Origin of the sequence: Staphylococcus sp. 11-B-312, assembly GCF_016743055.1 — a bacterium.
GTDB classification, from domain to species: domain Bacteria; phylum Bacillota; class Bacilli; order Staphylococcales; family Staphylococcaceae; genus Staphylococcus; species Staphylococcus ureilyticus.
The window spans coordinates 783,172-799,713 of sequence record NZ_CP068241.1 but is presented as its reverse complement, the minus strand read 5'-3'; the positions used below and the strand labels follow the sequence as shown (position 1 = coordinate 799,713).

Sequence of the window (16,542 nt, the reverse complement as noted above, 5' to 3'; positions counted from 1 at the left end):
ATTTTTCTTTTAAATCTCATTTATTGAGTCTTCAAAAAGATACCATTAAACATCTAAAGATTATATTTCACGATTAACAATTACTGATACCTAACAATAAACTTATATGAATTTATAAACAAATCGCTGATTAGCTAGAACTGCTCATGTCTCCACTCCGTGAAGGCATTCCTTATCTTCTTCGAATTAAGGCTCAGTGGTTCGCTATTGCTTTGCAATTGCATAAGTCCCCCTAAATTCTTCGAATTAAGGGGGACTAACAAAAAAAAAGCGCGCACCCCATCATATTTGAGTTCACGCTTTAAAATTTATTAAGTTTGATGGGGTACTCTGAGCTAGACAATATTTGTATGTGGCAAACATTATCGTTGCACTCATTTGCTTTATACATAGTAGTATGTGTATTTAAATTAAACTAATTCTATAATTACTGATTCAGCACCGTCACCACGACGAGGGCCTACTTTAAGGATACGAGTGTAACCGCCTTGACGTTCTGTATAACGTTCAGCAATTTCACCAAATAATTTTTGAAGTGCAGTTTGTGTTGTTTCATCTTCATTTAAGATTTCAACATTACGTAAAGTTTTAGCAGCTTGACGACGAGATGCTAAATCTCCTTTTTTACCTAAAGTGATTAATTTTTCAACAACACTACGTAATTCTTTTGCACGTGCTTCTGTAGTTTCAACACGCTCACTTACAATAAGTGAAGTAGCTAAGTCACGTAACATCGCTTTACGTTGATCAGATGTACGTCCTAATTTTCTGTAACCCATGAGTTAACCTCCTTTATATTAATCTTCTTTTCTAAGACCTAAACCTAGATCTTCAAGTTTATATTTAACTTCTTCTAATGATTTACGTCCTAAATTGCGCACTTTCATCATATCTGCTTCAGATTTATCAGCTAATTCTTGAACAGAATTAATACCTGCGCGTTTCAAACAGTTATATGAACGTACAGATAGGTCTAATTCTTCAATAGACATTTCAAGTACTTTTTCTTTTTGATCTTCTTCTTTTTCAATCATGATTTCAGCATTTTGAGCTTCATCAGTTAATCCAACGAAGATGTTCAAATGTTCAGTTAAGATTTTTGCCGCTAGAGAAACAGACTCTTGTGGCGTAATAGAACCATTAGTCCAAACATCTAAAGTTAATTTATCAAAATCACTACTTTGACCTACACGTGTGTTTTCTACAGTATAGTTAACACGTTCTACTGGTGAATATAGTGAATCCACTGGAATTACACCAATTGGTAAATCACTAGTGTTATTTTGTTCTGCTAATGCGTAACCTCTACCCTTATTAGCAACAAGACGGATTTTTAAATGTCCACCTTTAGATACTGTTGCGATCTTAATCTCAGGATTTAAAATCTCTACATCACTATCATGTGTGATGTCACTTGCAGTAACTTCGCCTTCATCTTTTACATCAATCTCTAATGTTTTATCTTCTTCAGAATAAATTTTCAATGCTAGTTTTTTGATGTTCATGATAATTGTTGAAACATCTTCTACAACATTATCTATTGCTGAGAATTCATGTAATACACCTTCGATTTCGATGTATTTAACGGCTGCACCTGGTAATGAAGATAGTAGGATACGACGTAAGGAGTTTCCTAGTGTAGTACCGTAGCCACGTTCTAGTGGTTCAACAACGAACTTACCGAATTTAGCATCTTCACTAATTTCAATTGTTTCAATTCTAGGTTTTTCGATTTCAATCATTTACAAATATCCTCCTTGATTACGTCGACTTGAATTGTACTGTGTTTCTCAGTGACTTGCGACAATAACGATAATATTATACGCGACGACGTTTTGGTGGACGACAACCATTATGTGGTACTGGAGTAACGTCACGGATTGCAGTTACATCTAATCCAGCTGATTGTAATGCACGGATCGCTGATTCACGACCTGGGCCAGGACCTTTAACTGTAACTTCAACAGTTTTCAAACCATGTTCCATAGCTGCTTTAGCTGCAGTTTCTGATGCCATTTGTGCTGCGAATGGTGTTGATTTTTTTGATCCTTTAAATCCAAGTGCACCTGCTGATGACCATGATAAAGCATTACCAAATTCATCAGTAATAGTTACGATTGTATTATTGAATGTTGAGCGGATATGTGCTACACCATTCTCAATATTCTTTTTCACTCTACGTTTACGAGATACTTGTTTACGTGCCATTTAAAATTTGCCTCCTTTACCTATTATTTTTTCTTGTTAGCTACAGTTTTAACTGGGCCTTTACGAGTACGAGCATTGTTTTTTGTTTTTTGTCCGCGTACTGGTAATCCACGACGGTGACGGATACCACGGTATGATGAGATTTCCATTAAACGTTTAATGTTTAAGTTTTGCTCACGACGTAAGTCACCTTCTACTTTATAATTGTCGATTACTTCACGGATACGACCTAATTCGTCATCAGTTAAGTCTTTAACGCGTGTATCTGCAGATACATTTGCTTCTTCAACAATTTTTTGAGCTGTAGTAGTACCGATACCATATACATAAGTTAACGAAATAACAATACGTTTTTCACGTGGAATATCTACTCCTGCTATACGTGCCATAATTATTTACACCTCTCTTTATTAACCTTGTCTTTGTTTGTGTTTTGGATTGCTACAAATTACCATTACTTTACCTTTACGTTTAATGACTTTACATTTTTCGCAAATTGGTTTTACTGATGGTCTTACTTTCATTTTAATACCTCCCTATATTATGGAGTGACGATTATTTATAACGATACGTAATTCTTCCGCGTGTTAAATCATACGGAGACATTTCTACAGTTACTTTGTCGCCAGGTAGAATTCGAATATAATTCATTCTGATTTTACCACTAACGTGAGCTAAAATCTCATGACCATTTTCTAATTCTACTTTAAACATTGCATTTGGTAAAGTATCTAATACTGTACCTTCTAATTCAATAACATCTTGCTTAGCCATTTATTAACTTCCCCCTTTTTACAATAGTTGGTTATCGTCTAAGATCAACTCTAACCCTACGAGTCTATAAGTGTTGTTAATAAGTTCAACAAAATTAAAATGAATTACTATATCGCATTGTCACTCTTTTTCGTTTATACTCTTGGCATTACATAGACCGTACAAAGTTGATACTATTTTAGATTCTCAAGAATATCGATTACGTTTGAAGTAACTTCGTTAATATCTTTTGAACCATCAATGTTTTTCAATACATTTTCATTATCATAGTATTCTAGGATTGGCTTAGATTGTTTCACATTGACATTTAAACGATTTGCAACTGTCTCTGGGTTGTCATCTTCACGTTGGTATAATTTACCACCGTCAATATCACAAATGCCATCAACTTTTGGAGGATTGAATACAAGATGATAAGTGTGCCCGCATTTTTCGCAAATTCTACGACCAGTAAGGCGGTTCATTAATTCTTCTTCAGGTACCTCTATATTGATAACAGCATCAATTTTTCTATCTAATTCTTGCATGATTTCACTTAATGCTTTTGCTTGTTCAATAGTACGAGGAAAGCCGTCAAGTAAGAATCCTTTTTTTGCATCGTCTTCAGAAATTCTTTCTTTTACGATGCCCACAGTAACTTCATCAGGGACTAATTCTCCACGATCCATGTATGATTTAGCTTCTTTGCCTAAATCCGTTTCATCTTTAATCGCTTTTCTGAACATGTCTCCAGTAGATATGTGTGGAATTGGGAATTTCTTAACAATTTCACTCGCTTGAGTTCCTTTACCTGCGCCAGGTAAACCCATTAAAATGATATTCATAAGTGCCCTCCTACAATTTATCTACCACCAAAGCCTCTATAATCTTTTTGACTCACTTGAGCTTCAAGACTCTTCATTGTTTCAATCGCAACACCAATTACGATAAGTAGACTTGTACCACCGACTTGAATCGATTGTGGTAAGTCCATCACCTTAGTAGCAATGATTGGTAGTATAGCAACGACAGCTAAGAATATTGATCCTACAAAGGTCAATCTGTAGAGAACTTTAGTAATATATTTTTTTGTTTGTTCGCCAGGTCTAATACCCGGAACATAACTTCCTTGTTTTTTAAGGTTATCAGACATCTTTTCAGGATTGACTTGTACAAATGCATAGAAATATGCAAATGCAATAATAAGGATTACATAAACAATCATCCCTATATTATTCGATGGATTTGCAACGTCAGATACTTTTTGCGCCCAACTTGCATCAGGGAAGAACAAAGTTAATGTTCTTGGTAATAAGAAGAACGCCATTGCAAAGATGACTGGGATAACCCCTGCAGAGTTAACTTTCAAAGGTAAATATGTTGCTTGTGAACCTAATCGTTGTGCAGACTGTTTTTTCGCATATTGAATTGGTATTTTTCTAATAGCTTGTAGTACGAATATTGCACCAACTGTTAGCAATATCATTCCAACAATTAACCCAATAACTTTTAACCATGCTAAAGTTGTGTCATCTTGTCCTACAAAGGACTGTTGGTAAAACTGGATTAATGATGAAGGTAATGAAGATAAAATACCTCCAAAGATAATGATGGAAATACCATTACCAACACCGAATTGAGTGATTTGTTCACCTATCCAAATTAAAAACGCTGTTCCAGCTGTTAATACAACAGCTATTGTCAGGTAGCTTATTACGGACTGATCCATAATAAGTTGACCTTGTAAATAATTATTAAATTGGAACGCCATTCCTATTGATTGGATAAAAGCAAGTACAATCGCAAAATAACGGGTTACGTTATTAAGTTTCTTTCTACCTGCATCACCTTGTTTTGCCCACTCTGAAAACTTTGGAACAATATCCATTTGTAATAACTGCATCACAATTGATGCAGTAATATATGGCATTATACCCATGGCAAAGATAGAAAAGTTCTGCAAGGCTCCGCCACCAAACGTATTCAGTAAGTCAGTGACACCTTGAGAACCTTGTTGACTGTCAAAAGCAGCTGGATTTACGCCAGGTGCTGGAATATAAGTACCTATTTTAAAAATAACTAACATTGCGAGCGTAAAAAAGATCTTGTTACGAACTTCTTTTGTAGTAAAGAAGCTCACAAGCGTTTGAAACATTAGATCACCTCGTGTGCTCCGCCTTTAGCATCAATAGCTTCTGCTGCAGAAGCAGAGAATTTGTTAGCTTTCACTGTTAACTTCTTGTCAAGTGAACCGTTACCTAGTACTTTAATACCAGATTTTTCACTTTTAACTACACCAGATTCTACTAATAAAGCAGGAGTTACTTCAGTACCATCCTCAAATTTATTAAGTTGGTCTAAGTTAACAATAGCATATTCTTTGCGGTTAATGTTAGTAAAACCTCGTTTTGGTAAACGGCGGAATAAAGGTAATTGTCCACCTTCAAATCCTGGTCTGATACTACCACCTGAACGCGCTTTTTGTCCTTTTTGTCCACGGCCACTAGTTTTACCGTTACCAGTAGCTGCACCACGACCTACGCGGTTACGAACTTTACGAGAACCTTCTGCTGGTTTTAACTCATGTAATTTCATTTCGGCACCTCCTTAATTATTTTTCTTCTACTGTCACTAAGTGACTTACTTTGTTGATTTGCCCACGAATAGCAGGGTTATCTTCAACAACTACTGAAGAGTTTGTTTTTTTCAAACCTAAAGCTTCAACAGTTTTACGTTGTGTTTCTGGACGACCTATAACACTACGAGTGAGGGTAATTTGTAATTTAGCCATAACTTATTTTCCCTCCTTAATTATATAATTCTTCTACTGACTTGCCACGTAATTTCGCAACTTGTTCAGCATTTTTAAGGTTTTGTAATCCATTAATTGTTGCACGCACCATGTTGATTGGTGTGTTTGAACCTAAAGATTTACTTAAGATATCAGTGATACCTGCTAGTTCTAATACCGCACGAACAGGACCACCCGCAATAACACCAGTACCAGGTGCAGCTGGTTTCATTAATACACTACCTGAACTGAATTGTCCAGTAATCATGTGAGGAGTTGTACCTTCGACACGTGGAACTTCAACTAAGTTTTTCTTAGCTGCTTCAACTGCTTTTTTGATTGCTTCAGGTACCTCTTGTGCTTTACCAGTACCGAATCCAACGCGACCGTTTTTATCTCCAACTACTACTAAAGCGCTGAAACGGAAACTACGACCACCTTTTACAACTTTTGCAACACGATTAATTGTAACAACGCGTTCTTCAAATTCTTTCGCTTCTTCTCTACGAGCCATGTAAATGTCCCTCCTTTAAATTAAAATTCTAAACCATTTTCACGAGCTGCTTCTGCTAATGCTTTAACACGTCCGTGATATAAATATCCTCCGCGGTCAAATACAATTGTTTTTACGCCTTTTTCATTTGCTCTTTTAGCAATTGTTTCGCCGACTTTAGCTGATAAATCAACTTTAGATCCAGTTTCATTAGCTAGATCTTTTTCTTGTGTTGAAGCTTGTGCTAATGTTTTGCCATTAACATCATCGATAACTTGTGCATAAATGTGTTTGTTTGAACGATAAACATTTAGACGTGGTTTTTCAGCAGTGCCAGACAATTTGTTACGGACACGTGCATGTCTTTTCAAACGCACTTTGTTTTTATCAATTTTGCTGATCATTTTATTACTCCTTTCTTCTGAAAGTTATTTATTATTTACCAGTTTTACCTTCTTTACGGCGAACGTATTCACCTTGGTAACGGATTCCTTTACCTTTGTAAGGTTCTGGAGGTCTTACTGAACGGATGTTTGAAGCAATCGCTCCAACTTGTTCTTTTGAAATACCTTCTACAGTTACTGTAGTGTTTTTATCAACACCGAAAGTGATTCCATCTTCAGCTTTAAATTCAACTGGATGTGAGTATCCAACGTTTAATACTAGGTCATTACCTTGCATTTGAGCACGGTAACCAACACCTACAAGCTCAAGTGTTTTTTTATAGCCATCTTTAACACCTAGAATCATATTATTAATCAAAGCACGAGTTGTACCATGAACTGTTCTATCATTTTGAGAATCAGTTGGTCTAACAACTTCTAATGTGTTTTCATCTTGCTTATATGTCATTCTTTCATTCATTGTTTGTGATAATTCGCCTTTTGGACCTTTAACAGAAACTGTATTTCCTTCGATAGTTACTGTAACGTCGCTAGGGATGTCAATAATTTTTTTACCAACACGACTCATGTTATCGCACCTCCTTGTTATTAATTATTACCAAACGTAACCTAAGATTTCTCCACCAATATTACGTTTTCTTGCTTCTTTATCAGTGATTACACCTTCAGAAGTAGAAACTAATGCAATACCTAAACCATTTAATACTTTAGGTACTTCGTTTGCTTTAGCATAAACACGTAAACCTGGTTTTGAGATACGTTTTAATCCAGTGATAACACGTTCATTGTTTTGACCATATTTAAGGAATAAACGGATAACCCCTTGTTTATCGTCTTCAACGTATTCTACGTTTTTAATGAAACCTTCACTTTTTAATATTTCAGCAATTTCTTTTTTAATATTTGATGCAGGTAATTCTAACTTATCGTGACGCACCATGTTTGCGTTTCTTACACGAGTTAGCATATCTGCAATTGGATCGTTGATTGTCATTGAATGTTGCCTCCTTTCAGACTTTTTTCTATTACCAGCTAGCTTTACGAACGCCAGGGATTTGGCCTTTATAAGCTAATTCACGGAAACAAATACGGCATAATTTAAATTTACGATATACAGAATGTGGACGACCACAACGTTCACAACGCGTATATTCACGTACTTGGAACTTTTGTTTTTTTTGTTGCTTAGCAACCATTGAACTTTTAGCCACTTAATTAGCCTCCTTTAGAGATTATTTTTGAAATGGCATACCGAATTGTGTTAACAATTCACGAGCTTCCTCGTCAGTGTTAGCAGTTGTTACGATAACGATATCCATTCCTCGTATTTTACTTACTCGGTCATAGTCGATTTCAGGGAAAATTAATTGTTCTTTAACACCTAAAGTGTAGTTACCTCTACCGTCAAATGCTGATTTTGATACACCACGGAAGTCACGAACACGTGGAAGTGATACCGCAATTAATTTATCTAAAAAGTCATACATTCTTTCACCGCGTAAAGTTACTTTAGCACCGATTGGCATACCTTCACGCAAACGGAATGTAGCGACAGATTTTTTCGCTTTAGTTACTAATGGTTTTTGACCAGTGATAGCTTGTAATTCTTCTACAGCATCATCTAATACTTTAGAGTTTTGTACAGCATCACCAACACCCATGTTTACTACAATTTTTTCTATTTTTGGTACTTCCATTACAGAACTATAGTTGAATTTTTTTACTATGTCCGTTGTAACTTCAGTATTAAATTTTTCTTTTAAACGATTCACAGTGGATCCTCCTTTCAATTAATTATTCATTATTAGATTTAATTTCTTCGCCAGATTTTTTTGCAATTCTAACTTTTTTACCGTCTTCGAATTTGTAACCTACACGAGTAGGTTCATTCGTTTTAGGGTCTAATAATTGTACATTAGAAACATGGATTGCTGCCTCTGTTTCTAAGATTCCACCTTCAGGATTAAATTGAGTTGGTTTTTGGTGTTTTTTAATAGTGTTAACACCTTCCACAACGACACGGTCTTTTTTAGGTTCAGTAGCTACTACTTTACCTTCTTTACCTTTGTCTTTACCTGCGATAACTTTTACGTTGTCACCTTTTTTGATATGCATGTGTGGCACCTCCTTAAATTTATATATTTATAAATAGTTTATTAAAGTACTTCTGGAGCTAATGATACAATTTTCATGAAATTACCTTCACGTAATTCACGCGCAACTGGTCCAAAAATACGAGTACCACGTGGGCCTTTGTCGTCACGAATGATGACACATGCATTTTCATCAAATTTGATATATGAACCGTCATTACGACGTACACCTGATTTAGTACGTACAACAACAGCTTTAACTACTTCACCTTTTTTGACAACGCCGCCTGGTGTAGCATGTTTAACAGTAACGACGATTACGTCACCAATGTTCGCTGTTTTACGACCAGATCCACCTAATACTTTGACTGTAAGTACTTCACGTGCACCAGAGTTATCTGCTACTTTTAATCGTGTTTCTTGTTGGATCATGAGTTAAACCTCCTTTATCTTCACTGTTTATTAAATAATTACTGATTCTTCAACAATATCTACTAAACGGAAACGCTTAGTTGCTGATAAAGGACGTGTTTCTTGAATCTTAACGATGTCCCCTAATTTAGCTGAGTTGTTTTCATCATGTGTTTTGTATTTTTTAGAGTATTTTACTCGTTTGCCATATAGTTTGTGTGTTTTGTATGTTTCAACAAGTACAGTTACTGTTTTATCCATTTTATCGGAAACGACTCTACCTACATAAACTTTACGATCATTTCTTTCGCTCACTTTAGTAACCTCCTCTTTCAATTTGATTATTGATTAGCCTTACCTTGTTCAATTTCTCTTTCACGAGCAACAGTTTTTAGACGTGCAATCGTTTTTCTTACTGTACGAATACGTGCAGTTTCCTCTAATTGTCCTGTAGCTAACTGAAAGCGTAGGTTAAAAAGCTCCTCTTTTGAAGATTTGATTTGTTCTTCGATTTCAGAAGTGGTTAAGTCTCTAATTTCCTTAGCTTTCATTTGTTTCACCACCCAATTCTTCACGTTTTACAAACTTAGTTTTAACTGGAAGTTTGTGACTAGCTAAACGTAATGCTTCACGCGCAACTTCTTCGTTTACGCCTGCAACTTCAAATAAAATTCTACCTGGTTTTGCAACAGCAATCCAGCCTTCAACGGCACCTTTACCAGCACCCATACGAACTTCTAAAGGTTTTTTAGTGTAAGGTGTGTGTGGGAAGATTTTGATCCAAACTTTCCCGCCACGTTTCATATAACGAGTCATTGCAATACGAGCTGATTCGATTTGACGAGATGTGATCCAAGACGTTGTAGTTGCTTGTAAACCATACTCACCAAATGTTACATAGTTACCGCCTTTAGAACGACCAGTTGTTTTAGGACGATGTTGACGACGATATTTAACACGTTTTGGTAGTAACATTATTATTTTCCTCCTTCACTAGTGTTCTTAGTAGGAAGAACTTCTCCACGATAAATCCACACTTTGACACCTAACTTACCATAAGTTGTGTCTGCTTCTGCGTGTGCATAGCCTATGTCAGCACGTAGTGTATGAAGTGGAACAGTTCCTTCTGAATATTGTTCTGCACGAGCGATATCAGCACCAGCTAAACGACCAGATACTTGTGTTTTGATACCTTTAGCGCCTTGTTTCATCGCTCTTGTAATAGCTTGTTTTTGTACACGACGGAAAGATGCACGATTTTCTAATTGACGCGCAATGTTTTCCGCTACCAATTTAGCATCTAAATCTACTTTTTTGATTTCAATTACGTTGATGTGTACTTTTTTATTTGTTAATGAATTTAATTTGTTACGAAGTTTTTCTATTTCTGAACCGCCTTTACCGATTACCATACCAGGTTTACCAGTGTGAATAGCGATGTTGATACGATTAGCAGCACGTTCAATTTCTACATGAGAAACTGAAGCTTCACTTAATGCGTTATCAATAAACTTACGGATTTTTAAATCTTCGTGTAATAATGATGCGAAGTCTTTTTCTGCATACCATTTAGCTTCCCAATCACGGATTACACCGACACGAAGTCCAATTGGATTAATTTTTTGACCCACAGTGTTCCCTCCTTAAGATTTTATTAAGCTTCTTTAGCTTCTTCTTTACCGTCACTTACGACGATTGTAATGTGGCTTGTACGTTTGTTGATCGCACTTGCACTACCTTGTGCACGTGGACGGAAACGTTTTAAAGTTGGTCCTTCATTAGCATAAGCTTCTTTAACTATTAACTCATCTGTGTTCATGTCATAGTTATGTTCTGCATTAGCTAAAGCGGACATTAATAATTTCTCAATTACTGGTGATGAAGCCTTGTTTGTTAATTTCAAAATCGCTATCGCTTCACCAGCGCTTTTGCCTCTAATTAGATCTAATACTAATCTAACTTTACGAGGTGCGATTCTTATTGTTTTAGCAACCGCTTTTGCTTCCATTCCAATTTCCTCCTCTACCTGTTAGATATTATCTTCTTGTTTTTTTATCGTCTGCAACGTGACCTTTAAATGTACGTGTTGGTGCAAACTCTCCAAGTTTATGACCAACCATATCTTCTGTTACAAATACAGGCACATGTTTACGTCCATCATATACAGCGAATGTATGTCCGATGAAATCAGGGAAAATAGTTGAACGACGTGACCAAGTTTTGATTACTTGTTTTTTCTCGCTTCCGCTTTGAGCTTCAACCTTTTTCATTAGGTGATCGTCAACGAAAGGTCCTTTTTTAATACTACGAGCCATAGTGGCGCCTCCCTTCTTATTATGTGCGTGCAGCGGTTAAGCCGCACACCCAAATAAGTTATTTTTATTTTTTCTTACGTCCACGAACGATAAGTTTATCTGATGATTTTTTACCGCGACGTGTTTTCTTACCAAGTGTTGGTTTGCCCCAAGGTGACATTGGAGAAGGCATACCGATTGGTGCGCGTCCTTCACCACCACCGTGTGGGTGATCGTTAGGGTTCATTACAGAACCACGAACTGTTGGACGGATACCTTTCCATCTTGAACGTCCAGCTTTACCAACGTTAACAAGTTCGTGTTGGATATTACCAACTTGTCCAATAGTAGCACGGCAAGTTGAAAGAATCATACGTACTTCGCCAGATCTTAATCTGATTAATACATATTTACCTTCTTTACCTAATACTTGTGCACTTGCACCAGCAGAACGAGCGATTTGTCCACCTCTACCAGGTTTCAACTCGATATTATGGATAACAGTACCTACTGGAATATTTTGTAGTGGTAGTGCATTACCTACTTTAATATCTGCTTCTGCACCACTTTCAAGTGTTTGACCTACTTTTAAGTTTTTAGGTGCAATAATATAACGTTTTTCTCCATCAGCGTAAAATAACAATGCGATATTTGCTGAACGGTTTGGATCATATTGAATTGAATCAACTTTTGCTTGGATACCATCTTTGTTACGTTTGAAATCAATTACACGATATTGACGTTTGTGTCCACCGCCATGATGGCGTACAGTCAATTTACCTTGATGATTTCGTCCCGCTCTTTTCGGTAGCGGTTGTAATAGTGACTTTTCAGGAGTAGTTTTCGTAATTTCAGCGAAATCTAAACTAGTCATATTACGACGACCGTTAGTAATTGGCTTATATTTTTTTAGAGCCATTGTCGTTTACCTCCTTATTGGTAATTTTTTAGTTAAATAGATCGATTGATCCTTCTTTTAATTTAACGATTGCTACGCGTCGTTTGTTTGTATAGCCTTGGTAACGGCCCATACGTTTTTTCTTTGGTTTGTAGTTAATAATATTCACATTATCAACTTTTACATCAAAGATTTCTTCTACAGCGATTTTTACTTGTGTTTTATTCGCACGAGTATCAACATCGAATGTATATTTGTCTTCAGCCATTGCAACTGAAGATTTTTCAGTGATTACGGGGCGCTTAAGAACGTCTCTTGCTTCCATTATCCGAGCACCTCCTCAACTTTTTTAGTAGCTGCTTCTGTGATTACGACACTGTCAGCGCTTGTTAAATCTAGAACGTTTAAACCTTGTGCAGTTGTTACTTGAACACCTGGGATGTTACGTGCTGAAAGTGCAACATTTACATCTTCAGATTCAGTGATTACTAACACTTTTGTCGGTTGCTCTAAGTTAGAAAGTACAGTTTTGAATTCTTTTGTTTTCGGAGTTTCAAAACTTAATGTATCTACAATTGTTAAGCTATTTTCTTGTGCTTTGAAAGATAATGCTGAGCGTAAAGCTAAACGACGCATTTTCTTAGGCATTTTGTAAGCATAGCTTCTTGGTGTTGGTCCGAATACGATACCACCACCACGCCATTGTGGCGCACGAATTGTACCTTGACGCGCACGTCCTGTACCTTTTTGTCTCCATGGTTTACGTCCACCACCACGTACTGCTGAACGGTTCTTAACAGCATGTGTACCTTGGCGTAATGAAGCACGTTGTAAATTAATTGCTTCAAAAAGAACGTTGTTGTTTGGTTCGATTGCAAATACTGCATCGCTTAATTCAACTGAACCTGATTTAGTTCCATCTACTTTTAATACATCATAATTTGCCATTATGCATTTCCTCCTTTCGCTCTATAATTATTTATTACCTTTAATTGATGAAGAAATTTCTAAGAATCCTTTTTTCGGACCTGGTACGTTACCTTTTACTAAGATAACTTTGTTTTCAGCGTCAACTTGAACTACTTCTAAGTTTTGGACTGTTACTGTGTTTCCACCCATACGTCCTGGCATTTTTTGTCCTTTGAAAACTTTTGAAGCATCAGATGCCATACCTACTGAACCAGGTGATCTATGGAAATGAGAACCATGTGACATTGGTCCACGTGCTTGGTTATGGCGCTTGATAGCACCTTGGAATCCTTTACCTTTAGATACGCCAGTTACATCGATGATGTCACCAGCTTCAAATGTTTCAACTGAGACTTCTTGACCTACTTCGTATTCATCAACATTGACGTTTCTGAATTCACGAATGAAGCGCTTAGGTGCTGAGCTCGCTTTTTTAGCGTGACCTTCAGCTGGCTTATTAGCATATTTGCTTGATTTGCTTCCTTTTTTGTAAGCTGCTTTATCAGCATAACCTACTTGGATTGCATTATAGCCATCTACTTCTTCAGTTTTCTTTTGTAATACTACGTTTTCACTAGCTTCTACTACTGTTACAGGGATTAAATCACCGTTTTCTCCGAAAACTTGTGTCATCCCGATTTTTCTTCCTAAGATTCCTTTGGTCATCGAAAGTCCACCTCCTAAATTTTTCTATTATAATTTGATTTCGATGTCTACACCAGATGGTAAGTTTAAGCCCATAAGAGCATCTACTGTTTTAGGTGTAGGGTTAACAATATCGATTAAGCGTTTATGTGTACGTTGTTCGAATTGTTCACGTGAATCTTTATCCTTATGCACGGCACGAATTACAGTGTAAACTGATCTTTCAGTCGGTAACGGAATTGGTCCAGAAACATCTGCACCAGAACGTTTTGCTGTTTCAACAATTTTTTCTGCAGATTGATCGATAACTCTGTGATCATAAGCTTTTAATCTGATTCTGATTTTTTGTTTTGCCATAATTTTCCCTCCTTATTCGTCTACATTTAAGTGATAGACTTCTCCACGAAAACTATCTCACACAGCGCCATGGCAAAGCGGCCGGGTGTGTCAGTAACCTTTCGCTTCATCGCGTGTTCTTAAAGTCCAACATTAGATATGTTACATGAAAAGCAGTGATTTATCAAGCTTTTCTGCAAAAGTTTTTACTATTTGCCTAACACATACCTTGTTATTATACTTGAACTACTTATTCAGTTCAACCTCTTTTCGGAAATTTTTGATGTTTGTAATTTTAATTGATTATTTGTTCTTTTTTATTTCTATTTCATTTATTTCGTTTATACTATTATTTAGTTAGGAGTGAATATTAATGAAAAGTGGTATTCGTACAACGCTTATAATTTTGAGTTTAATATTAATTGCTGGTGAGTTTATATATGGTATTCCGTTTTTAGGTGGGAGTATTATTTTTAGTTTTGGTTGGCAACCTTTATTAATCAATGCATTGCTCTACTTTGTAATCGTGATTATATTAGTCGTCGATAAACAAAATTCTATTAAACCAATGTTAGTGATTCCTTTATTAGGTGTTTTCGGTTCCTTTTTAGCATTTGTACCTTTTGTTGGTATGATTGTGCATTGGATTTTATTCTTTTTAATGTTGTTCTTTGTGTTAATTATTTTTTCGACACCACTTTATGTTCCAAATAAACATGCAAAAGTTGTTTATACACAACACAAACAAGAGAATAAGAAGTTTTAAAAATATATAGTTATGATAGCTATATTATAATGAAGAAACACATCCTTTTTTATAAAATTTTTATTAGTAATAAGTGCTTATAAAAAAATCCTTTTGCTGCGATACGAAACGCTGCAAAAGGATTTTTTATTTAGCCGTGAACAAATACAAAATATAATATAAACAATATCATTAAAGCATACATGATTGGGTGGACTTCTTTATGTCTTTTAGAAATCAACATTGTGATTGGATAAAAGATGAAACCACAAGCAATACCAGTTGCGATTGAATAGGATAATGGCATCATAATAATCGTGATAAATGCCGGTACAGCAACTTCGAATTTTTTCCAATCTATTTCCGCAAAGTTGGCAGCCATCAACACGCCCACGACTACAAGCGCTGGTGTAGTCACTGCACTTGTTACTACTTCCATTAAAGGACTAAAAAATATAGCTAATAAGAAACAAAAACCTGTAACAACACTAGCAAATCCAGTACGCGCCCCTACAGCGACACCTGACGTAGATTCAATATAGGAAGTTGTTGTTGTCGTACCAAAAATTGAACCAACTATCGTTGCTAATGAATCAGAAAATAGTGCGCGTCCAGCTCTCGGTAATTTATTATTCTTCATCATACCTGCTTGTGTTGCTACTGCAACAAGTGTACCTGCAGTATCGAAGAAATCTATAAATAAAAACGTTAAAATTACAATTAAAAATTGCACAGTGAACAACTGACCGGGATCTTTGAATGCTTCAAAAGCTGCTCCAAAAGTAGGTTCAATACTTGGTACTTTGCCTACAATGCCACTTGGTGTATGTATTAATCCTGTAAGCATACCTAAAATAGATGTTAGTACCATACCAATAAATATAGCACCAGGTACTCTAACAGCATACAGAATCACTGTTATTATAATTCCAAATATTGTTAACAATACTGGACCATCAGTTATATGACCCAAAGTCACTAATGTAGAATCATTATTAGTAATAATTCCTGAGCTTTGTAATCCTACAAAGGTAATAAACAAACCTATACCCGCTGAAACCGCCATTTTCATTTGATAGGGTATTGCATTAATAATGGTCTCTCTTAAACCTGTCATAGTCAGTATTGCAAAAACTACACCAGAGAATAACACACCAGTCAAACCTACTTGCCATGGAATTCCCATTGTTAACACCACTGTAAATGCGAAAAACGCATTTAAGCCCATGCCGGGTGCTAAGGCAATTGGATACCTAGCTATCAAGCCCATGAATAACGAACCAACAAACGCTGCTAGTGCTGTAGCAACAAAAATAGCACCTTGATCCATTTTCATATTTTCTGAAACACCTTTTACGCCTGCTAAACTTAGTACTTGAGGGTTGACAGCTAAGATATATGCCATTGACAAGAAAGTTGTAAGCCCACCAAGTATCTCTTTCTTATAGTTTGTTTTATGTTTTTCAAACTTGAAATACTTTTTCACGGTTTAGTTCTCCTTT

31 protein-coding genes are annotated in these 16,542 nt (G+C 36.1%); 1 reads left to right on the top strand and 30 read right to left on the bottom strand.

Translation table 11 applies throughout. The features are described 5' to 3' along the window. Positions 1-410 precede the first annotated feature (410 nt). The 29 genes from rplQ to rpsJ all read right to left on the bottom strand — a co-directional run bounded on the left by rplQ (position 411) and on the right by rpsJ (position 14,316). Complete coding sequence (gene rplQ, locus JG554_RS03615) at positions 411-779, bottom strand: 50S ribosomal protein L17 (protein ID WP_046208416.1); 369 nt, start codon at positions 777-779, stop codon at positions 411-413. Positions 780-797: 18 nt separating this feature from the next. Beyond that, the gene (locus tag JG554_RS03610; RefSeq protein ID WP_019468661.1) at positions 798-1,742 is read right to left on the bottom strand and encodes a DNA-directed RNA polymerase subunit alpha; all 945 of its coding nucleotides are present in this window, start codon (positions 1,740-1,742) and stop codon (positions 798-800) included. A 76-nt stretch (positions 1,743-1,818) separates the two neighbouring features. After that, a complete protein-coding gene (rpsK, locus tag JG554_RS03605) occupies positions 1,819-2,208 on the bottom strand; it encodes a 30S ribosomal protein S11 (protein ID WP_019468660.1) in 390 nt (129 codons plus the stop codon). Between the two features lie 23 nt (positions 2,209-2,231). Then, positions 2,232-2,597, bottom strand: a complete 366-nt coding sequence (gene rpsM / locus JG554_RS03600) for a 30S ribosomal protein S13 (protein WP_046208417.1) — start codon at positions 2,595-2,597, stop codon at positions 2,232-2,234. Between the two features lie 21 nt (positions 2,598-2,618). Then, positions 2,619-2,732: a 50S ribosomal protein L36 gene (gene rpmJ / locus JG554_RS03595; protein ID WP_002482634.1), complete on the bottom strand. Its 114-nt coding sequence runs from the start codon at positions 2,730-2,732 to the stop codon at positions 2,619-2,621. A gap of 31 nt (positions 2,733-2,763) precedes the next feature. Beyond that, complete coding sequence (infA, locus tag JG554_RS03590) at positions 2,764-2,982, bottom strand: translation initiation factor IF-1 (protein WP_001118443.1); 219 nt, start codon at positions 2,980-2,982, stop codon at positions 2,764-2,766. Between the two features lie 173 nt (positions 2,983-3,155). Next, positions 3,156-3,806: an adenylate kinase gene (locus tag JG554_RS03585; RefSeq protein ID WP_019468658.1), complete on the bottom strand. Its 651-nt coding sequence runs from the start codon at positions 3,804-3,806 to the stop codon at positions 3,156-3,158. Positions 3,807-3,823: 17 nt separating this feature from the next. Beyond that, entirely contained in the window at positions 3,824-5,116 is a 1,293-nt protein-coding gene (gene secY / locus JG554_RS03580) for a preprotein translocase subunit SecY (RefSeq protein ID WP_046208418.1), read from the bottom strand. Further along, the gene (rplO, locus tag JG554_RS03575; protein ID WP_046208824.1) at positions 5,116-5,556 is read right to left on the bottom strand and encodes a 50S ribosomal protein L15; all 441 of its coding nucleotides are present in this window, start codon (positions 5,554-5,556) and stop codon (positions 5,116-5,118) included. The genes secY and rplO overlap by 1 nt, the downstream gene beginning before the upstream one ends. Before the next feature lie 16 nt (positions 5,557-5,572). Continuing rightward, positions 5,573-5,752, bottom strand: coding sequence for a 50S ribosomal protein L30 (gene rpmD, locus JG554_RS03570; RefSeq protein ID WP_002482630.1), 180 nt, complete (start codon positions 5,750-5,752; stop codon positions 5,573-5,575). A 16-nt stretch (positions 5,753-5,768) separates the two neighbouring features. After that, the gene (gene rpsE / locus JG554_RS03565; protein WP_019468655.1) at positions 5,769-6,266 is read right to left on the bottom strand and encodes a 30S ribosomal protein S5; all 498 of its coding nucleotides are present in this window, start codon (positions 6,264-6,266) and stop codon (positions 5,769-5,771) included. A gap of 20 nt (positions 6,267-6,286) precedes the next feature. Further along, complete coding sequence (rplR, locus tag JG554_RS03560; RefSeq protein ID WP_046208420.1) at positions 6,287-6,649, bottom strand: 50S ribosomal protein L18; 363 nt, start codon at positions 6,647-6,649, stop codon at positions 6,287-6,289. Between the two features lie 31 nt (positions 6,650-6,680). Next, positions 6,681-7,217 carry a 50S ribosomal protein L6 gene (gene rplF / locus JG554_RS03555; RefSeq protein ID WP_019468653.1) on the bottom strand — a complete coding sequence of 179 codons (537 nt, stop codon included), beginning with the start codon at positions 7,215-7,217 and terminating at the stop codon, positions 6,681-6,683. A 27-nt stretch (positions 7,218-7,244) separates the two neighbouring features. Then, positions 7,245-7,643: a 30S ribosomal protein S8 gene (gene rpsH, locus JG554_RS03550; protein ID WP_019468652.1), complete on the bottom strand. Its 399-nt coding sequence runs from the start codon at positions 7,641-7,643 to the stop codon at positions 7,245-7,247. Between the two features lie 31 nt (positions 7,644-7,674). After that, positions 7,675-7,860, bottom strand: coding sequence for a type Z 30S ribosomal protein S14 (locus tag JG554_RS03545; protein WP_046208421.1), 186 nt, complete (start codon positions 7,858-7,860; stop codon positions 7,675-7,677). Between the two features lie 21 nt (positions 7,861-7,881). Continuing rightward, complete coding sequence (rplE, locus tag JG554_RS03540; protein ID WP_203265371.1) at positions 7,882-8,421, bottom strand: 50S ribosomal protein L5; 540 nt, start codon at positions 8,419-8,421, stop codon at positions 7,882-7,884. 22 nt (positions 8,422-8,443) lie between these two features. Further along, positions 8,444-8,764 (bottom strand): 50S ribosomal protein L24, encoded by a 321-nt coding sequence (gene rplX / locus JG554_RS03535; RefSeq protein WP_040029978.1) that lies wholly within the window; start codon positions 8,762-8,764, stop codon positions 8,444-8,446. Between the two features lie 41 nt (positions 8,765-8,805). Further along, the gene (gene rplN / locus JG554_RS03530; RefSeq protein ID WP_019468649.1) at positions 8,806-9,174 is read right to left on the bottom strand and encodes a 50S ribosomal protein L14; all 369 of its coding nucleotides are present in this window, start codon (positions 9,172-9,174) and stop codon (positions 8,806-8,808) included. A gap of 30 nt (positions 9,175-9,204) precedes the next feature. Continuing rightward, entirely contained in the window at positions 9,205-9,468 is a 264-nt protein-coding gene (gene rpsQ / locus JG554_RS03525) for a 30S ribosomal protein S17 (RefSeq protein WP_019468648.1), read from the bottom strand. 26 nt (positions 9,469-9,494) lie between these two features. Next, complete coding sequence (rpmC, locus tag JG554_RS03520) at positions 9,495-9,704, bottom strand: 50S ribosomal protein L29 (protein ID WP_002482620.1); 210 nt, start codon at positions 9,702-9,704, stop codon at positions 9,495-9,497. Then, on the bottom strand, positions 9,694-10,128 hold the full coding sequence (gene rplP / locus JG554_RS03515) for a 50S ribosomal protein L16 (RefSeq protein ID WP_019468647.1): 435 nt from the start codon (positions 10,126-10,128) through the stop codon (positions 9,694-9,696). The genes rpmC and rplP overlap by 11 nt, the downstream gene beginning before the upstream one ends. Before the next feature lie 2 nt (positions 10,129-10,130). Continuing rightward, a complete protein-coding gene (rpsC, locus tag JG554_RS03510) occupies positions 10,131-10,784 on the bottom strand; it encodes a 30S ribosomal protein S3 (protein ID WP_019468646.1) in 654 nt (217 codons plus the stop codon). A 23-nt stretch (positions 10,785-10,807) separates the two neighbouring features. Next, the gene (gene rplV, locus JG554_RS03505; RefSeq protein WP_019468645.1) at positions 10,808-11,161 is read right to left on the bottom strand and encodes a 50S ribosomal protein L22; all 354 of its coding nucleotides are present in this window, start codon (positions 11,159-11,161) and stop codon (positions 10,808-10,810) included. A 28-nt stretch (positions 11,162-11,189) separates the two neighbouring features. Beyond that, a complete protein-coding gene (gene rpsS / locus JG554_RS03500) occupies positions 11,190-11,468 on the bottom strand; it encodes a 30S ribosomal protein S19 (RefSeq protein ID WP_019468644.1) in 279 nt (92 codons plus the stop codon). 64 nt (positions 11,469-11,532) lie between these two features. Continuing rightward, complete coding sequence (rplB, locus tag JG554_RS03495) at positions 11,533-12,366, bottom strand: 50S ribosomal protein L2 (protein ID WP_046208423.1); 834 nt, start codon at positions 12,364-12,366, stop codon at positions 11,533-11,535. Positions 12,367-12,394: 28 nt separating this feature from the next. Beyond that, the gene (gene rplW / locus JG554_RS03490) at positions 12,395-12,670 is read right to left on the bottom strand and encodes a 50S ribosomal protein L23 (RefSeq protein WP_046208424.1); all 276 of its coding nucleotides are present in this window, start codon (positions 12,668-12,670) and stop codon (positions 12,395-12,397) included. Continuing rightward, a complete protein-coding gene (rplD, locus tag JG554_RS03485; protein WP_070037678.1) occupies positions 12,670-13,293 on the bottom strand; it encodes a 50S ribosomal protein L4 in 624 nt (207 codons plus the stop codon). The genes rplW and rplD overlap by 1 nt, the downstream gene beginning before the upstream one ends. A gap of 27 nt (positions 13,294-13,320) precedes the next feature. Continuing rightward, positions 13,321-13,980 (bottom strand): 50S ribosomal protein L3, encoded by a 660-nt coding sequence (rplC, locus tag JG554_RS03480; protein WP_046208426.1) that lies wholly within the window; start codon positions 13,978-13,980, stop codon positions 13,321-13,323. Between the two features lie 27 nt (positions 13,981-14,007). Next, positions 14,008-14,316 (bottom strand): 30S ribosomal protein S10, encoded by a 309-nt coding sequence (rpsJ, locus tag JG554_RS03475; protein WP_194375799.1) that lies wholly within the window; start codon positions 14,314-14,316, stop codon positions 14,008-14,010. Positions 14,317-14,668: 352 nt separating this feature from the next. Here rpsJ and JG554_RS03470 point away from each other — a divergent pair, with 352 nt between their 5' ends. Next, positions 14,669-15,061, top strand: a complete 393-nt coding sequence (locus JG554_RS03470) for a hypothetical protein (protein WP_070037675.1) — start codon at positions 14,669-14,671, stop codon at positions 15,059-15,061. A gap of 130 nt (positions 15,062-15,191) precedes the next feature. Here JG554_RS03470 and JG554_RS03465 read toward each other — a convergent pair whose 3' ends face one another. Next, positions 15,192-16,526, bottom strand: coding sequence for an NCS2 family permease (locus JG554_RS03465; protein ID WP_046208428.1), 1,335 nt, complete (start codon positions 16,524-16,526; stop codon positions 15,192-15,194). Positions 16,527-16,542: the final 16 nt, after the last annotated feature.

Bases quoted from the DNA above. Each gene is read 5' to 3' on its own strand.
- rplQ (WP_046208416.1), bottom strand. From the start codon at position 779: ATGGGTTACAGAAAATTAGGACGTACATCTGATCAACGTAAAGCGATG.
- JG554_RS03610 (WP_019468661.1), bottom strand. From the start codon at position 1,742: ATGATTGAAATCGAAAAACCTAGAATTGAAACAATTGAAATTAGTGAA.
- rpsK (WP_019468660.1), bottom strand. From the start codon at position 2,208: ATGGCACGTAAACAAGTATCTCGTAAACGTAGAGTGAAAAAGAATATT.
- rpsM (WP_046208417.1), bottom strand. From the start codon at position 2,597: ATGGCACGTATAGCAGGAGTAGATATTCCACGTGAAAAACGTATTGTT.
- rpmJ (WP_002482634.1), bottom strand. From the start codon at position 2,732: ATGAAAGTAAGACCATCAGTAAAACCAATTTGCGAAAAATGTAAAGTC.
- infA (WP_001118443.1), bottom strand. From the start codon at position 2,982: ATGGCTAAGCAAGATGTTATTGAATTAGAAGGTACAGTATTAGATACT.
- JG554_RS03585 (WP_019468658.1), bottom strand. From the start codon at position 3,806: ATGAATATCATTTTAATGGGTTTACCTGGCGCAGGTAAAGGAACTCAA.
- secY (WP_046208418.1), bottom strand. From the start codon at position 5,116: ATGTTTCAAACGCTTGTGAGCTTCTTTACTACAAAAGAAGTTCGTAAC.
- rplO (WP_046208824.1), bottom strand. From the start codon at position 5,556: ATGAAATTACATGAGTTAAAACCAGCAGAAGGTTCTCGTAAAGTTCGT.
- rpmD (WP_002482630.1), bottom strand. From the start codon at position 5,752: ATGGCTAAATTACAAATTACCCTCACTCGTAGTGTTATAGGTCGTCCA.
- rpsE (WP_019468655.1), bottom strand. From the start codon at position 6,266: ATGGCTCGTAGAGAAGAAGCGAAAGAATTTGAAGAACGCGTTGTTACA.
- rplR (WP_046208420.1), bottom strand. From the start codon at position 6,649: ATGATCAGCAAAATTGATAAAAACAAAGTGCGTTTGAAAAGACATGCA.
- rplF (WP_019468653.1), bottom strand. From the start codon at position 7,217: ATGAGTCGTGTTGGTAAAAAAATTATTGACATCCCTAGCGACGTTACA.
- rpsH (WP_019468652.1), bottom strand. From the start codon at position 7,643: ATGACAATCAACGATCCAATTGCAGATATGCTAACTCGTGTAAGAAAC.
- rplX (WP_040029978.1), bottom strand. From the start codon at position 8,764: ATGCATATCAAAAAAGGTGACAACGTAAAAGTTATCGCAGGTAAAGAC.
- rplN (WP_019468649.1), bottom strand. From the start codon at position 9,174: ATGATCCAACAAGAAACACGATTAAAAGTAGCAGATAACTCTGGTGCA.
- rpmC (WP_002482620.1), bottom strand. From the start codon at position 9,704: ATGAAAGCTAAGGAAATTAGAGACTTAACCACTTCTGAAATCGAAGAA.
- rplP (WP_019468647.1), bottom strand. From the start codon at position 10,128: ATGTTACTACCAAAACGTGTTAAATATCGTCGTCAACATCGTCCTAAA.
- rplV (WP_019468645.1), bottom strand. From the start codon at position 11,161: ATGGAAGCAAAAGCGGTTGCTAAAACAATAAGAATCGCACCTCGTAAA.
- rpsS (WP_019468644.1), bottom strand. From the start codon at position 11,468: ATGGCTCGTAGTATTAAAAAAGGACCTTTCGTTGACGATCACCTAATG.
- rplB (WP_046208423.1), bottom strand. From the start codon at position 12,366: ATGGCTCTAAAAAAATATAAGCCAATTACTAACGGTCGTCGTAATATG.
- rplW (WP_046208424.1), bottom strand. From the start codon at position 12,670: ATGGAAGCAAGAGACGTTCTTAAGCGCCCCGTAATCACTGAAAAATCT.
- rplD (WP_070037678.1), bottom strand. From the start codon at position 13,293: ATGGCAAATTATGATGTATTAAAAGTAGATGGAACTAAATCAGGTTCA.
- rplC (WP_046208426.1), bottom strand. From the start codon at position 13,980: ATGACCAAAGGAATCTTAGGAAGAAAAATCGGGATGACACAAGTTTTC.
- rpsJ (WP_194375799.1), bottom strand. From the start codon at position 14,316: ATGGCAAAACAAAAAATCAGAATCAGATTAAAAGCTTATGATCACAGA.
- JG554_RS03470 (WP_070037675.1), top strand. From the start codon at position 14,669: ATGAAAAGTGGTATTCGTACAACGCTTATAATTTTGAGTTTAATATTA.